The sequence below is a fragment of the Nocardia asteroides genome, from assembly GCF_021183625.1.
Lineage (GTDB): Bacteria > Actinomycetota > Actinomycetes > Mycobacteriales > Mycobacteriaceae > Nocardia > Nocardia asteroides_A.
This window is the reverse complement of record NZ_CP089214.1, coordinates 5,283,807-5,298,671: the sequence shown is the minus strand read 5'-3', so window position 1 is coordinate 5,298,671 and position 14,865 is coordinate 5,283,807. Positions and strand designations below refer to the sequence as shown.

Genomic DNA, 14,865 nt, shown 5'->3' with positions numbered 1-14,865 from the left:
AACGAAAGGAAACATGACCCTCCCTCACGTTCGATCCCGCTGGTGAGGTCCACGGACACCCTCCGGAAACATGAGTGCCCCTCACCTTGACCGTTACCGCATCGTTATAATCCCAGGTCGGGTTACTCGTGAGTAGAGACACTCCGCGCGGCGCTTCGCGCAGCGCGCTCCGGCCGGTAGAGTTTGGACGGCCGTACCAGCACGCGCGAGTGGCGGAATTGGCAGACGCGCCAGATTTAGGTTCTGGTGTCTTCGGACGTAGGGGTTCAAGTCCCCTCTCGCGCACAAAGCTGCAACAGGTCTGTTGGATATCGGTGCCGTGTGTTCGAGTGCACTCTCACACGCGGAGGTTGACCAGTGGTTTTCCACTCTCACCTGCGCCGATACCCGGCAGATCTGCCGGATCCGGCCCGGTTCGTACCCTTCGGAATGTTTGCTGAGGGCGGTGAGCGCCGGTGATCACGCCCATCGTCCCGCCGCAGTCGCCTCTGCACGAGCTGCTGCACGGCCCCGCCCTCGCTCCCGTGGTGGCGACGTCGGACCCCGACGTGGTCTACGGGATGTCCACGCTCGGCGAGGCCGGGCGCCTGGTGGACAAACCGGCCTTCACTTCGCTGGGCTGGGGGCCCGGAACCCGACTGTCCCTGACGGTTCCGGACTTCGGGCTCCTGCTGGCCTGCCCTGACCCGGACGGGCCGGTGGTGATGACCGCGGCCGGATTTCTCCGGATCCCGTACCGCCTGCGTCGGCGAGCGAGCCTGTTCAGCGGCGATCGTGCCCTGCTGGTCGGGCACCGTGTCCACGATCGGCTGCTGATCCACGCTCCGGTCGCCTTGGATCGCCTCTTCGCGGAGTCCCTGCTCCGGCTGACCGAGGCCTGCCGATGACGGCCACCGCGGAGACCATCGCCGCCGCGCGGCTGCTCCTGCAGCAGATGGGTATCGCGCCAGGCGATCTCGTCACCGCCGCCGCGCCGGCACCGACCTTCGCCGAGTTCGTCCCGCACGTCCGTGCGCAGCTGTCTGAGGGCACGCTGCGCACCTACGGCACCCACCTAAACCGGCTCGAGACGCAGTGGCCCGACCGCCGTCTCGACGAACCGTCCAAGGCCGAGTTCGAGGAGATGGCCAAGTCCGTGCAAGCGGGTGCACGCGCCAACCGCGCCTCCCGCGGCGGCACCAGCGCCGCCGAGCACTTCGTGAGCACCGTCCGCTGCCTGTACCGCCTCGCCGAGGACAACGGCTCGATCCGGCCGGGCGACAACCCGGCCCGGAACCTGAAGATGCCCACTCGGCGCCCGTCCAAGCGCTACGCCATCCCCTCGGGCCAGCTAGCCGAGATCTGCCAAATAGCGGCGGTCACGGGCAACGACCCCGAACTCGACTCACTGCTGCTGCGCCTGCACATCGAAACCGCTTGCCGCCGAGGCGGAGCCCTGGCCCTGCGCCCGCACGACCTCGACCCGGATCAGTGCCTGATCTATCTGCGTGAGAAGGACGGAGTGGACCGCTAGCAGCCGGTCTCCCCCACCCTCATGCGACACCTGCTCGACCACGCCGACAAGCGCCGCAGCCCGCGCTCCGGCCCGTTGCTGCGGTACCGCAGCGGCCGCCCGATCAGCTCGCGGCGCTTCGACTACATCTGGAACCGGCTCGGCACCGAGCTGCCCTGGGTCTCCGCGCACGGCATCACCATGCACTGGCTCCGCCACACCACCCTCACCTGGGTCGAACGCACCTTCGGCTACGCCGTCGCCAGTGCCTACGCCGGGCACGCCACCAAGTCCCGCGGCACCACCGCCACCTACGTCAAAGCCGACCTGCACGAGGTCGCTGCCGCGCTCGCCGTGCTCACCGGCGAACCCCACCCCCTTGTCCCCCACCTCCCGCGTGCGCACACCGAGGAGCCCCGATGACCGAACTCGCCACCGCGCCCACGACGAGACCGCGTGCGCACAACTTCTTCTGGACAGTGCTCACCACCGCAACCGCCGTGAGCATCACCGGCAACGCCACCAAGGCCCTCCTGCACACCACCGCCCTCCCGGCGGTCGCCGCCGCAGTCGCCGTCATCCCACCACTGGCCCTACTCGCCGCCGTACACGGAGTCACGGTCCTCGCCCGCGCGCAAGGGAGGGCCGACGCTACCCACCTGGTCGCGATCGCGATGACCGCGCTAATCGCAGCCGGAGCATTCTGGCTGTCCTACACCGCCCTGCGCGCCCTGGCGGTCACCGCGGGCGTGCCGACGCACGAAGCCTGGCTGTGGCCACTGATCATCGAAGGGTCCATGGCACAGGCGACCGTCGCACTCCTCACGCTCGCGCACGCGCCAGCCCGAACCTCCGCACTCGGCAATGCAGCACACGCCGATGACGGTGCACTCGTTGCCCGGCCAACCGCACAGCGTGCGCACGCGCCGAGCGCATCCGAGCTCTCCGACGACACCCTCGCCGAAATCGCCGCGCGATTGTGCGCACGCGATCCGGCGCGCCGACGCGCTCCGGAGCTGGTGGCGCAGGTGCTGGCGCACCATCACCTTGACGGCTGGAATCCAACCCGCATCGGTCGCGTGCTGCACAAGAATCGGTCAACGATCAGCCGCATACTCAGCGACGCCAACCATTTGATCTCGAACCATCCGGAGATCGAGGGACCGCGGCCACACGAGCTATCGGCCGCCGACCAGCGGGTGAACCGGTAGCGAGCCCGCGGGATCCGACTCGACGGCCCGCTACCGCGGTATGGCGCGTGCTGCTTGGTCGAGAGCGGTGGAGTTCGCGTACTGCTGGTGCACCCAGATCTGGCCGGCGAGAACACCCGCCTGCCAAGCGGCGACGCAAGCGCCGTTGCACCACCAGGGGCGCGCGCCGAACTCCGGGGAGCACACCACGTCCAGCGGAGCGCACACGTCCCGGATGAAGCCCGGATTGTTCGACTTCGCGTTGTTGCTCCCGGAGATCGCCGGGAAGTACTGGCCGATTCCCTGCTTGGCGGGATCGGCTCCACCCCATCGCGCGACGCGATCGTTCGCGACCCGATCACCGTCCGCCACCAGCAACGGCGTCCACACGTTGACCTGCCGCAGCGCGTGGCTGTCGTTGAGAACCCGGTGCATGACCATGGCTCCCTGCGAGTAGCCCGCGAGTATCAGCGGCTTCCCCGCGCACTCCGGCCGGGACCGGTAGTCGTCGAGCAGAGACTTGGTGTTCTGGATACCGACGGCGATGGAGCGGAAGAAGGCGTTCTGCCCCTGAACAACGAAAGGCAGGCTCCAAACCGGCTGGGCGTCGTAGATGACCGGCACGACGCGCAGTTCCTGACCGTTGAACCCATGGTTCTTGATCTCGTCGTACATCGAACTGTATGCCGACCACATCGTCGGGCCGAGCCCGTAGTTCTGGTTCGCGCCTTCACCGGACCCGCGGGCCGCGATCAGCACGACGCTGGCCGTGCGACAGGCCTGAATCATGGTGTTCACCGGAACAGGCGGCCCGGCCGCTTGGGCCGGAGCGCCCGGAACGAAGGCGGCGAGCAGTGCGGCGAACACGGCGACAACGGACACGCGGATCCCGGCTGACCTCGCCGGGCGGCGTCGGGGCACTGATGCAGAGCAGGAAGAACGCACGGCTACCTCCGGGTTCATGGCCGACTTGCAGTCCCGCAAAGTTCTAGCACCGCTCTGAAGGCCCGAACTATCGTCTGATCGCAGGACATCGCAGCCGTACAGCTGCCAATGACACGCTTCCATTCGGAAGCATGAGAAGAGGCGGCATCTGCCGAACACGATCTCGACGAGGAGTGTCAGTGGGTTGCGGCACGATAGCCGTATGTCGAATCAGGGTGGGCAGGTACCGATCGAGATCGGCGGCGAACACGCAGAGCTGATCCAACTGCTGGATTGGTTTCGCCGTGACGATGCTCTGCGCGGGCGAGCGCAACTTCACAGTCAGCCGCCGCGGGACGGGCAGATGGGTGGTGTCGCGGACGTAGTGACGGTCGCACTCGGCGCCGGCGGGGCCGGCACCGTCCTGGTCAGTTCGCTCAGGGCATGGTTCGCGACTCGGCACTCCGACCTCTCGCTCTCCCTCACGCTTCCCGACGGCACCGAGGTCTCACTCGACGCCAATAGGGTCAAGCAGAAGGAGACGTTCGAGCACCTGCAGCGGCTGCTCGATTCCCAGACCCGCGCTCGATGACGCGACGACCGGACGCCGGCCGATCCCGGGCGGTCCTGATCGGTGTCGGCCAATACCGAACCGACGAATCATCCGCTTCGGACCTGGCCGAAGCGCTCCCGGCACTGGACGCGGTACCCGCCAACCTGCGCGGGCTCCAGCAACTGCTCACCGAGCCCGGCCCGGGATCCTTCGACCCCGAGCACTGCGCGGTGGTGGACAGCCCCCAGGAATTCGACGAGATCGGGAGCACCCTCGACGCGGCAGCTCGCGCAGCCGAAGATGTGCTGCTGGTGTACTACACCGGCCACGGGCTCGTCGACAGCCGCGGACGGCTGTTCCTCGGCCTGCCCGGTACACACCCGCGACGCCTGTCCTACACCGCCTTGCCATTCGAGACACTGCGCGAGACCCTGCTGGACAGTCCCGCCGAGATACGAGTCCTGATCCTGGACTGCTGCTACTCCGGCCGAGCCTTCGAGTCCATGGGCGAGATGGAGTCCCGACACATCGGCCGATTCGAGATCCAGGGAACGTACACCCTCACCTCTTCCGCCTCGAACGAACCTTCCTTCGCTCCGGAGGCCGAGGAGTACACGGCGTTCACCGGCGCCCTCTTGGCCAGCGCTCGGCAACAACCCGGGCTGACACTCGAGGAGCTCTATCGCGCCACGCGACAGCGCCTGCGGACGGCAGACCGACCCGAACCCCGCCGGCGAAGCGTCTATGTGGCCGGCGACCTGGTGCTCTTCGGCTTTCCTCCTGCCGGCGTCTCGCAGACCGCCGTGGAACACGCGGCGACCGACCACAGCTACGAGTTCGACGAAGCACGACGTGTGGTGGCCGACCCGCGACCGGCTCCGGGCTACCCGGACTGCTTCTGGGAGATCGCCGTGCGCAACGGCAGCGCCACACCGATCACCGAGCTCCACGTCGACATCCACCCCGTCGATGCCGCGGGCCACCGCACAGAGAACGAGTGCGTTCCCGCCAAAGGCCACCGCGAGCTGTGGCGGACCTACGAGGCAGACGTGCGCGCGAGGCTTCGAGCGAGATTCGGTCCCTTGAATCCCCTGATCGGCACTCCCCTCGAAGCCCTGGGCGCTCTCAGCACCTCCGCCATCGAGGATCAGGCGATGAGTACCGCCAGCAGTTTCTTCAGCAGCGCGATGGCCGCCATGCCGAATGCCCACCCCGACCGCATCGCAGCCGGCACGGAGGCAGCCGTGGTCTACGAGGTGCACGGCGGCTGCCCCGGGCGACGTCGCGTTCAGCGACGCCTACGGAAACCGGTGGACGAGGCCCCACGGCCAGCTGCCGCGGCGACGGCCCGCGGAGTAGCTAAGCGCATCCCAGCGCGGCGATTGTGCACCCGGATTCGCCTACCGAGGCGACCAGCCCGCATCACCGCTCCCCGTCGACCACATCGGCAGAACGACCGCAGCTCCCGACCATCGTCATCGACCGCCACACCGGGCCACCGCGACAGCAACTCGCGCCCACTTCGCTCAGTACCCCGCACTCCTGCAACGCCCCACCACAATTCGCCGCCTCAACCCCTCACTCCTCTCGAGTACACCTCTTGCATCCAGGATGTTGCAGTTTCATAACGTGCTGGGATTTCGTTCGATCATCCTAAGAGATCAGTTCAGAATGAACTGGCGTGTCGTCTTCTCCTGCCCAGCAACGGCATCGATGATGCCGGTGTGCGTGAGGAGATCCTGACCGATGAACTGTGGACGCGACTGCAACCCTTGATCCCGCAGCAGCCCAGACGTTTCCGCTACCCCGGACGCAGACGAGCCGACGACCGTGCCGCCCTCGAGGGCATCTTGTTCGTCACCCGTACCGGCATCGGATGGAACCGGCTGCCCACCGCATTGTTCGGCGCCTCCGGGGCCACCTGCTGGCGGCGGCTCACCGAGTGGCACGAGGCCGGGGTGTGGCAGCGACTGCACGAAGAACTCCTCGCCGAACTCCGCGCGGCCGGAAAGCTGGACCTGTCGGCCGCCCTCGTCGACGCGACCCACCTGCGCGCGCTCAAAGGGGGGCCCACACCGGCCCCAGCCCGGTCGACCGCGCACGACCCGGCTCCAAGCACCACCTGATCACCGACGCCACCGGAATCCCCCTCGCAGTCCTCCTGACCGGCGGGAACCGCCACGACGTCACCCAGCTGCTCCCACTGATCGAAGCCATCCCGCCCATCCGAGGCATGCTCGGGCGCCCGCTTCGCCGGCCGCGGCGGATCTACGCCGACCGCGGCTACGACCACGACAAGTACCGCCGCCTGGTCCGCGCCCGCGGCATCACCCCGCTCATCGCCCGCCGCGGCACCGGCCACGGATCCGGTCTCGGCACCCACCGCTGGCCGGTCGAACGGACCTTCGCCTGGATCAAGAACTACCGCCGACTGCGTGTCCGCACCGAACGCCGCGCCGATGTCCATCAAGCCCTGCTGAGCCTGGCCTGCTCCATGATCTGCCTACGACATCTCATTCTGAACTGATCAGTAAGACCGTGTCTCACGTCGTAAGTGTTCGTCTGGGCGGCGCGGGTAATGGGCTGTGTTGCATGATGTCTGGTCGTGGTCGATGTGTTGTCGCAGCGGCTGGTGCCGGACGGTTTGTGGCCGCTGGTCGAGCCGCTGCTGCCGAAGTTCGAGGCTCGTGTCCAGGGCGGCGGGACCGCGCCGGTCGATGAGCGGGCGGTGTTCACCGCAGTGGTGTTCGTGCTGACCAGCGGGTGTGCGTGGCGGATGTTGCCGCCCTCGTTCGGGGTCTCGGTTCCCACGGCGCATCGCCGGTTCACCGCGTGGACCGAGGCCGGAGTGTGGCGCAGGCTTCATCGAGCGGTCCTCGACGAACTCGGTGCGACCGGCTCGATCGACCGGACTCGTGCGGTGGTCGACGCCGCATCGGTCAGGGCGAAAAGGGGGGCGATCTGACCGGTCCGAGCCCGGTGGACCGCGCCAAGTCCGGTTCGAAACTGCACGTGCTCTCCGACGCTGCCGGAATCCCCCTGGCGGTCGCGGTGTCGGCGGCCAACACCAACGATGCCCAAGCCCTGCGACCGCTGGTACGGGCGATCCCGGCCGTCCGGTCACGACGCGGCCCACGCCGGCGCCGACCGGCGAAACTGCACGCCGACAAAGCCTACGACCACGCCGAAGTCCGCGCGTGGGTCCGCGACCGCGGCATCGGAGTCCGGATCGCTCGCAAGGGCGTCGAGTCCAGCGAACGCCTCGGCCGGCACCGGTGGGTGATCGAGCGAACGATCTCCTGGCTGACCGGCTATCACCGGCTCAACCTGCGCTACGACCGCAAAGCCGCGCACTTCCTGGGCTTCCTCACCCTGGCGGCGGCGTTGACCGGATACAAGAAGCTGACGAAGGTCGCCCGGCCCACATGAGACACGGTCTAAGGTTGTGGCAGCCTTGCTCAAACTTCCTGAAGCCCCAGAATGGCGGTTTAGAGTGACCACCAGGGGAGCAAATCTTGATGTGGAGCCGGTAGATCTTTTGGTCGGTTGGATTTCGGGAAACTCTTTGCCTGCACTTGCGGACGAGCACCTCGACTCAGTCAGTGACCCCAGCTGGCGCATCGAGCAGATGGTCGATGCCGTAACTAAACATTTCGAACATTTCTTGGCATGGACTATCGGAGCCCTGGTCGAGCTGGTGAACAACGGACTTGAAGAAGTCGGGTCGGATATTTCCTTCTGCCCAGAACTGGGTGGCTTTATCCGTTATGGCGTGAACAATGAGCGTGCACTGCTTCTCATGATTTCCGGGATCCGGTCGCGTCGGCTTGCTCACGCAATCATACGAGAAATGCCAGCGGAAATCTCGTCGACACGCGAAGACCTACGTTCCTGGCTGGCATCGATGGGAATATCCGAATGGAGGGAGCAATTTGCTGCATCACCTTCTGAGGTTCTTGATCTGCTTGAATTCACGAGAATTCGAAGTCGAAGCCTTCTGAAGGCACTGCTGGAAAACGGTGTCGCAACTGTCAACTTACGCATGGTCAACGACACGGCGTTGAATCAAAATGCGGCCTTGTCGCTAGAGCCCGCACGAGGAGGAGTCATACCCCAACCAATAGTTCTATATAAAGAGCAGACGGTAGTTGCTCAAATCCAGTCCGAGGACCATACCGATGTTGAATTGATTTTAGACACTGGGCTGGAGTTCACGCTCGAAATCGATATTCAGGCCGATACAGCATCCTTGCGAATTTCACTATCTGAACCTACTCAGCACTAGGCAGCTGCAAAATGATCCGCGCGGGTCGCACCGGGCCGTCTGAGATTTGTTGAGTCATCGCATATCCCAACGAAGTGACGTGGCGAGGTCTCCGGTGCTGGTGTTTAGCGACCAAGCCAAACATCCGCCGACCGGGAACGTCGTGGCCAGCGAAACGGCTGCGGTTCGAGCGGGGCAAGCCGGTGACAGCCCGCACTTGCCGCCTGCCCTCGATGCAATCGCGGTCCCACGCCACGGGCGGGGGCGGGTTAGAAAGCGGCCAGCTCAGAAGCTGGATGACAAGGCCTGCTCCTCACGTGCCAACCGGGCCTGGCTACACCGCCACGGCATCGCGGCCACGATCCCGAGCCCGGCCGACCACGCACGCCACCGCGGCCGGGCCGGGGGCCAGCCCCTGGCATCCGATCCGGTCGTCTACCGCGACCGCAACGCTGTCGAACGCGGCATCCACCAGCTTAGACAACACCGAGCCGTCGCTACCCGCTATGACAAACTGGCCGTCCGCGACCTCGCATGCGTTCACATTGCAGCCATCGATCAAGGGCCACACGACGAATGACCGCGACTTCACAACATCGCCTAACGCTTTGGAGTCTTGCTCGAAGATCGTGCTACCAATCCAAAGTTTCGCGCTGATGGTGCGACTCCGACCCCGGTTTCGCAACACTGCGCGGGCATCTCGATTGCTGCAAACTCTCTACACGAATAGGCCTTCACGCAGCACTATGTCAGGGTTGATCGCGCCAAGGCGCGTTCGGATCCGCGAGTGTATCCAGCATGAATTCGCACCACATGCGGGCGCCATTGAGTGCAAGATGCGCATGCCGCGCGCTGAGCCCTACGCGTTTAGCGACTTGCCCGTGCCCAGTTCCATAACCGCGGTTGCGCAGTTCTGCGATTCCTGTCGTAACGGTGATTGCGGCACCTAGAATCTTGCGCACAGCATCGTTTGTATCCGGTCCGACCGTAAAATTCTTCGGGTGCACGAGCAGGGCTTGCTCGGCGAGACCGACCAACTTGGGTAGGTCGTCTTTGTCGTTCACAGGCAAGCTTCGCTCGATGAGCACGATCTTGGCGGTGCTCTCGATTAGTTCCTTCGCCGAGCCGATAACCTGGGCGGGATCCTCGCTCTCTACAGCCCGCCCGATTCGCTCAAGGTGCTCCCGAAGCGCCGATGCGTCCGCGACTGCGGCAAGCGCGCCATCACGCAACTGTGCGGCCGAACCGCCGGTGATTCGACCGTTGGCTTCGAGTCGATAGCCGTCGCGCTCCAGCTCCCGCTTGACCGTGCGGAGATACGCCTCATCGGAGCCCTCGATTGTACGCTCGAAGACCCGAAGAGCGCGCCGCACATGGCTGTGGTCGGTCCAGTCGACCACATCCAAGTAGCCCTGGTAGCGGCTCCGGCGCTGACCATCGAGTTCGGGCTCCGGTCCCGGCGCGAATCCCTCGTCATTCCACATCCCGTCGATCTCGCGCAGGACAATGTCGGTCGCGTGTTCACGGAATGCGCGCCTGGTCGCTGGCGATACCAAATCAGGTCGCGATGACTCTCTGTGCACCTCATGAAGGATAGGGGTGTATATGTCTTCCAGCTATCGACATTCCCGGTGCGGCACCCGCGCCCCCTGCCGCCGTGCCGCAGCCGCGCGGTTGGGCCGTTGGAACCACACTGCTGCGACTCTCAACGCTCCTTCCCCAGCCGCATACGACGAAGTGGAGATCCGTGTGAGATTTGCTGCGAAGTACAGCCGCGCAAGGGCCCTCGTCGCGGTTGACTGCAACCCTCCAGCAACATAATCTTATGTCGACTCGTACACCTCCGTGTCTCAAAGTTGCTGCAGCGCAAGCTCAGAGTCCCCTCTCGCGCACAGATCCCCGTCGTTGGTGACGCTTCTGCGTGCGGGGTGTTCGAGTCCACTCGAACACCCGGAGCGGTGACCATGTCCTGCTGTTGGCGCACCGGACCCACCGGCGCATGGTGATCCTGCCGCCCACCACGCTGAGCGTGTGCGACCCGCTCGCCCCCCTTGCGGAGGCGACCTCGTGACCACCACCGCGCCGAGCGCCGAGGCGGTAGCCGCTGCACGAGTGTTGCTGTCGCAGATCGGCATCGCACCGGCAGACCTGGTCACCGAGTGGCCCGGCCGGCGTTTGGACGAGCCGTTGAAAGCCGAGCTGGAGGAGATCGCTCCCGGGGCCCCTTCCGGCAGAAGGACCCGTAATCATGGGTCCGAGGGCCGTGGAAGAGCGCTCGGCGCCGGGTTGGACGGTCGCCGCTCGGGTAGGGCCGCGTGGATTCATCCGGGAGTGGCGAGGACAGGTGCTCGACAGTGCGGGATCCGGTAGTGGTGCAGATCGGGGCGCGGCCCGAACAGCTCGGAATGGTGCGGGTACTGACCCTCGCAATCGGATTCGGGCTGGGGCTGGGAATCGACGAGGCGGCCGATCTGGAACTCGTCGTCAACGAGATCGCCGCCGTACTGGTCGCGGTCGCGGTCCCCGAGGCGGTCGTCCGCTACGAGTATTGCCAGGAAGCCACCCTGCTCCGGGTGTATATCAGCGCCCGTGCCCGCGCCGAACCCGTGCCGGGCGGACTCGGCTGGCACATCGTGCGCGCCCTGGCCACCGATGTCGTGATCGACTACGACCACTTCGGCTCGGACCCCGGAGGGCAGGAGGTGCGCGTGGGCTTCACCTGGGGCCGCTCACCCGACTAGGACGAGCCGGACCGGGCCGCTGTGCGAGGGCGAGCGTCCGCCATCGCGGCCAGTTCGGCGCAGCGGGGTCGCGCGACTCCTACTCCTGCGGGTGCGGCCAGGAGAAGCCGACGGTGACCGGGTGCCCGGCCCGAGCGCGATCGAAGGAACCGCAACCCTGCGCGAGATCGGTAACCAGACTGCGCACGAGCCGCCAGCCCAGGCCGTGCAGGACCGATGCGGCCGTGGCATGGGAGGTGATGACCGCCCGGATTCCGGCGGCCTCCTCCCGGTACTCGTAGCGCACGTCCGCGTCTCTGGCCGCGCCCGGGATCAATGCCGCCGCGAGTTCGTGAGCGACCAGCTCGAAATCGGCGACCGCGTCTTCGTTCAGGCCCAGCCCCGATCCCAGCGACCGGGTCATCGCTCGCAGCGGCCGCAGCTGCTCGAATCGTGCCGGGATCTCGACTACAACCAGCAAACCGACACCCGTCTTCGCAGCGAAACACTTCGCCGAGTCATACCCGGCTCGAAGCTCAGCAATCCGGCGGGGTGCCGGCGCAGCCGTCGGGCCACTTTCCCGAATCCGGCTGCTCCGCGCCGCGTGTTGCCGGCACCCCGGGCTGCTCGGCCTGCCAGTGCAGGAAGACTTGCATCATCGGAGTCGGGATCACCCTTTCCTCGATTCCCCCCGCAGCGACGTGGCGTTCGACCACGACGGTCCCGGAGTCGGCTACGAACTCCCGGTATGCCGCGGGCAACCAGGTGTGGCGGTGCGCCAGCAGTCCACCGCGCCGGTCGGTCGGCACGCGGTTCCACCAGGCCAGCAGCTGCGCGCGACGTTCGGTCAGCATCGCGGCGGCCCGCCTGCGCAGCCGATAGGAGCGGCTGCCGTCGGGCTCAACCCTGGTGCCGACCACCGCGGAGGCGTCGGCTCCGAACTCGGCGACCAGCCGTGGGGCCACCGCCGCGGCCGGATCGCTGAGCAGCCGAACCTGATCGGCTCGCTCGAGCCGGAAGAACCATGAGAGCGCGGGCTCACGCGCCCCCTGCACACCGCCGTTCACAGCCTGAAAATTTAGTGCACCTCCTGAGCCGGCCTCACCCCGAGCGCACGGGTGTTCGCCGCTCCGACCGAGTCACGAGAACCTCCGCCGGCGCGATCCGCTCCGTTTCGCCGCGCTCGGCGGCGGGTAGCCGTGGGCCGACAGCGTGAACAGAGCACGGACACGGGCGAATCCGTGACCCGGCTCGGTGCGAAGGGATGCCCTGGTGAGCACGATTACCGAATCCGTCGATGTCGAGGTGCCGGTGCGTACCGCCTACAACCAGTGGACCCAGTTCGAGTCCTTCCCGCAGTTCATGGATGGGGTCGAGGAGATCCGTCAGCTCGACGCCACGCACACCCGCTGGCTGGTCAAGGTCGGGCCGGTGACCAGGGAGTTCGACGCCACGATCACCGAGCAGCACCCCGACGAGCGCGTGGCCTGGACCTCCGACACCGGCCCGCGGCACGCCGGAGTGGTCACGTTCCACCGTCTCGATGACACCCGCACCCGCGTCACCGCGCAGATGGACATCGACCCCGAAGGGTTCGCCGAGAACCTCGCCGACAAGCTCGGCGTGCTCGATACCCGGGTCGCGGGCGACCTGCGCCGGTTCAAGCAGTTCATCGAGAACCAGCCCGGTGAGACCGGTGCCTGGCGGGGCGACGTCTCCCGGCCCGATCAGAATCCCCTCTGACGCTGATCTGGGGTTCGATGCGGACAGGGTCCGCTACCGCGCTGCCATCGCCGCCGCGATAGCAGCGTTCCGCGACCACACCCCGCTGCAGCCTCGTCGAACCAGCCCGGTTCGAGCACGCGGCACACACACGGTTCCGAACTCGGCCCGCACGTGTGCGGATCGTTTGCGCAAGCGCCGCGCCGGGTACCGCCCCCATGCTGACGCGGTAACGCGAAGCGGTGTGGAGCAGGGTGAGGTAAAAGGTGAACGGTGAGGTCGCAGGGGCCCGCGTGCTGTCCGAAGCCGGTGCGACCGCGGTGGCGGTGGTGATTCCGGTGCACAACGAGCAGCGGTTGCTGCCGCACTGTCTGCGGGCGGTGCGGCGCGCGGCCGCGGCGGTGCCGGTACCGGTGGTCACGATCGTGGTGCTGGACGCGTGCAGCGACGACTCGCGACTCCGGGTGCCGGACTGGGCACGCGCCCTGCACACCGGCGCGCGCAATGTCGGTGTCGCCCGCGCCACCGGATTCGACTTCGCGGCAGCGGAATTGAGCCACCTCGATCCGCGCAGCGTGTGGTACGCGACCACCGACGCCGACTCGGTGGTCCCCATCGACTGGCTCACCGCCCACCTGCACCACGCGCGCACCGCGGACCTGGTCGCCGGAACCGTCGCGGTGCGCTGGCGCGAGCAGCGGCCCGCGGTGCGCGCGGAATACGAGCGCCGCCACCGCCGCGGCGCTCCCGGCGCGCATGGCCACGTGCACGGCGCCAACCTCGGCTTCCGCGCCTCCCGCTATCACGCGGTCGGCGGTTTCGCGCCGCTGCCCGCGGACGAAGACGTCGACCTGGTCGTGCGGCTGCGCCGCGCCGGTGCCCGCACGGCCTGGCCCGAGCACCCCGCGGTCCTGACCTGCGACCGCAGCGACAACCGGGTAGAGGGCGGGTTCGGCGGTCACCTGCGGGACCTGGCCGACGCCACGCCGGACTGCGCATGAGGGCCGGGCAGGCACCCGCCCGCGACGAGATCCCCGCCGACGAAGCCTCGACCTGGCCGCTGCCCGGACACGGCGCCACCGGCACGCGCTGGCAGGCACTGACCACAGCTACCCGGGCGGACATCGTCATCGGCAGGCTGACCGAAGCCCATGCCGACGCCTGCGCGATCACCCGCGAACTGGGCGCACCCCCGCCGCGCCCCGGCGAGCTGTGGGGGGTGTGGGCGGCCGAGCCCCCGGAACCGGTCCTGCGCGCGCACACCGCGGGCGGCCGCACACTCCTCTCGGGCCGCAAACCGTGGTGCTCGGGTGCGGGCATCTGCACGCACGCGCTGGTGACCGCCGAAACCGGGAGCGGTGCGGCCCTGTTCGCCGTGGATGTGTCGGCGCCGGGCGTGGCGGTGCTTCCCGGAAGCTGGCACGGGGTGGGCATGACCGGATCGGCGACCCTGTCCGTCGACTTCGACGCTGTGCCCGCGCTGCTCGTCGGCGCCCCGGGCGCGTACGTGGGGCGGCCCGGGTTCTGGCACGGGGCGATCGGGGTGAGCGCCTGCTGGCTCGGCGCCGCGCAGGCCGTCGCCGAGCCCCTGCTGACCTCCGGTCGCGACGACCCGATCACCCGCGCGCACCGCGGCGCCGTCGACGCCGCCCTCTACTCGGCGCACTCCGCGCTGACCTGCGCCGCCACCGAGATCGACGCCGATCCGGCCGATATCCGCGCCGCCCGGATCCGGGCCCGGCGGGTCCGCGCGATCGTCGAGACCGCCGCCGCCGACACCATCGACCGGGTGGGCCGGGCGCTCGGCGCCGCCCCGCTGGCCCACGATCGGGTGCACGCCCAGCGGGTCGCCGACCTGACCCTCTACCTGCGCCAGAGCCACGCCGAACACGACCTCGCCGACCTCGGGGCCCTCGTGGCCCGGTCCTGACCACGGAGGTGCAGTCATCGCCACCCGACACTTCGAACCCGCCGAACCGGGAACGCCGACCGCGACCTGG

The 14,865-nt window shown here is 67.5% G+C and carries 18 protein-coding genes and 1 tRNA gene; 15 read left to right on the top strand and 4 right to left on the bottom strand.

Translation table 11 applies throughout. From position 1 onward, the window contains the following. Positions 1-203 precede the first annotated feature (203 nt). The 5 genes from LTT61_RS24625 (at position 204) to LTT61_RS24605 (ending at position 2,703) form a co-directional block, all read left to right on the top strand. A tRNA-Leu gene (locus LTT61_RS24625) sits at positions 204-285 on the top strand. 170 nt (positions 286-455) lie between these two features. Further along, on the top strand, positions 456-887 hold the full coding sequence (locus LTT61_RS24620; protein WP_233016417.1) for a hypothetical protein: 432 nt from the start codon (positions 456-458) through the stop codon (positions 885-887). Continuing rightward, on the top strand, positions 884-1,513 hold the full coding sequence (locus tag LTT61_RS24615) for a hypothetical protein (protein WP_233016416.1): 630 nt from the start codon (positions 884-886) through the stop codon (positions 1,511-1,513). The genes LTT61_RS24620 and LTT61_RS24615 overlap by 4 nt, the downstream gene beginning before the upstream one ends. Positions 1,514-1,534: 21 nt before the next feature. Continuing rightward, entirely contained in the window at positions 1,535-1,915 is a 381-nt protein-coding gene (locus tag LTT61_RS24610; RefSeq protein ID WP_233016415.1) for a hypothetical protein, read from the top strand. Further along, on the top strand, positions 1,912-2,703 hold the full coding sequence (locus tag LTT61_RS24605) for a DUF2637 domain-containing protein (protein ID WP_233016414.1): 792 nt from the start codon (positions 1,912-1,914) through the stop codon (positions 2,701-2,703). The genes LTT61_RS24610 and LTT61_RS24605 overlap by 4 nt, the downstream gene beginning before the upstream one ends. A 30-nt stretch (positions 2,704-2,733) precedes the next feature. On the opposite strand, the gene LTT61_RS24600 is transcribed toward LTT61_RS24605, so the two are convergent. Next, positions 2,734-3,549 (bottom strand): cutinase family protein, encoded by an 816-nt coding sequence (locus tag LTT61_RS24600; protein ID WP_233016413.1) that lies wholly within the window; start codon positions 3,547-3,549, stop codon positions 2,734-2,736. A 280-nt stretch (positions 3,550-3,829) separates the two neighbouring features. Between LTT61_RS24600 and LTT61_RS24595 the strand changes: the two genes are divergently transcribed. The 6 genes from LTT61_RS24595 (at position 3,830) to LTT61_RS24570 (ending at position 9,003) form a co-directional block, all read left to right on the top strand. Then, entirely contained in the window at positions 3,830-4,198 is a 369-nt protein-coding gene (locus LTT61_RS24595; protein ID WP_233016412.1) for an effector-associated constant component EACC1, read from the top strand. Continuing rightward, positions 4,195-5,787, top strand: coding sequence for a caspase family protein (locus LTT61_RS24590; RefSeq protein WP_233016411.1), 1,593 nt, complete (start codon positions 4,195-4,197; stop codon positions 5,785-5,787). Before LTT61_RS24595 ends, LTT61_RS24590 begins: the two co-directional genes overlap by 4 nt. A 96-nt stretch (positions 5,788-5,883) precedes the next feature. Continuing rightward, a protein-coding gene (locus LTT61_RS24585) for an IS5 family transposase (RefSeq protein ID WP_233016410.1) occupies positions 5,884-6,686 on the top strand; the annotation gives its coding sequence in 2 pieces (ribosomal slippage) (positions 5,884-6,220 and positions 6,220-6,686; 804 coding nt in all). A gap of 90 nt (positions 6,687-6,776) precedes the next feature. Beyond that, positions 6,777-7,588, top strand: a protein-coding gene (locus LTT61_RS24580) for an IS5 family transposase (RefSeq protein ID WP_233021176.1) whose coding sequence is annotated in 2 segments (ribosomal slippage) — positions 6,777-7,112 and positions 7,115-7,588 — 810 coding nt in all. Because the reading frame shifts where the segments join, the coding sequence is not laid out codon by codon here. Between the two features lie 16 nt (positions 7,589-7,604). Beyond that, complete coding sequence (locus LTT61_RS24575; RefSeq protein ID WP_233016409.1) at positions 7,605-8,444, top strand: hypothetical protein; 840 nt, start codon at positions 7,605-7,607, stop codon at positions 8,442-8,444. Positions 8,445-8,523: 79 nt separating this feature from the next. Then, positions 8,524-9,003: a transposase gene (locus tag LTT61_RS24570; RefSeq protein WP_332909204.1), complete on the top strand. Its 480-nt coding sequence runs from the start codon at positions 8,524-8,526 to the stop codon at positions 9,001-9,003. 169 nt (positions 9,004-9,172) lie between these two features. On the opposite strand, the gene LTT61_RS24565 is transcribed toward LTT61_RS24570, so the two are convergent. After that, a complete protein-coding gene (locus tag LTT61_RS24565) occupies positions 9,173-10,006 on the bottom strand; it encodes an abortive infection family protein (protein WP_233016408.1) in 834 nt (277 codons plus the stop codon). A 786-nt stretch (positions 10,007-10,792) separates the two neighbouring features. Here LTT61_RS24565 and LTT61_RS24560 point away from each other — a divergent pair. After that, entirely contained in the window at positions 10,793-11,164 is a 372-nt protein-coding gene (locus tag LTT61_RS24560) for a hypothetical protein (protein ID WP_233016407.1), read from the top strand. 79 nt (positions 11,165-11,243) lie between these two features. Here the strand turns inward: LTT61_RS24560 and LTT61_RS24555 are convergent, their stop codons facing one another. Further along, positions 11,244-11,567: a hypothetical protein gene (locus LTT61_RS24555; protein ID WP_233016406.1), complete on the bottom strand. Its 324-nt coding sequence runs from the start codon at positions 11,565-11,567 to the stop codon at positions 11,244-11,246. A gap of 112 nt (positions 11,568-11,679) precedes the next feature. After that, the gene (locus LTT61_RS24550) at positions 11,680-12,210 is read right to left on the bottom strand and encodes a hypothetical protein (protein WP_233016405.1); all 531 of its coding nucleotides are present in this window, start codon (positions 12,208-12,210) and stop codon (positions 11,680-11,682) included. Between the two features lie 205 nt (positions 12,211-12,415). Between LTT61_RS24550 and LTT61_RS24545 the strand changes: the two genes are divergently transcribed. The 3 genes from LTT61_RS24545 (at position 12,416) to LTT61_RS24535 (ending at position 14,795) form a co-directional block, all read left to right on the top strand. Further along, complete coding sequence (locus tag LTT61_RS24545; protein ID WP_233016404.1) at positions 12,416-12,886, top strand: SRPBCC family protein; 471 nt, start codon at positions 12,416-12,418, stop codon at positions 12,884-12,886. Between the two features lie 272 nt (positions 12,887-13,158). Beyond that, positions 13,159-13,866 carry a glycosyltransferase gene (locus LTT61_RS24540; protein ID WP_233016403.1) on the top strand — a complete coding sequence of 236 codons (708 nt, stop codon included), beginning with the start codon at positions 13,159-13,161 and terminating at the stop codon, positions 13,864-13,866. Continuing rightward, entirely contained in the window at positions 13,863-14,795 is a 933-nt protein-coding gene (locus LTT61_RS24535) for an acyl-CoA dehydrogenase family protein (protein ID WP_233016402.1), read from the top strand. The genes LTT61_RS24540 and LTT61_RS24535 overlap by 4 nt, the downstream gene beginning before the upstream one ends. Positions 14,796-14,865 lie beyond the last annotated feature (70 nt).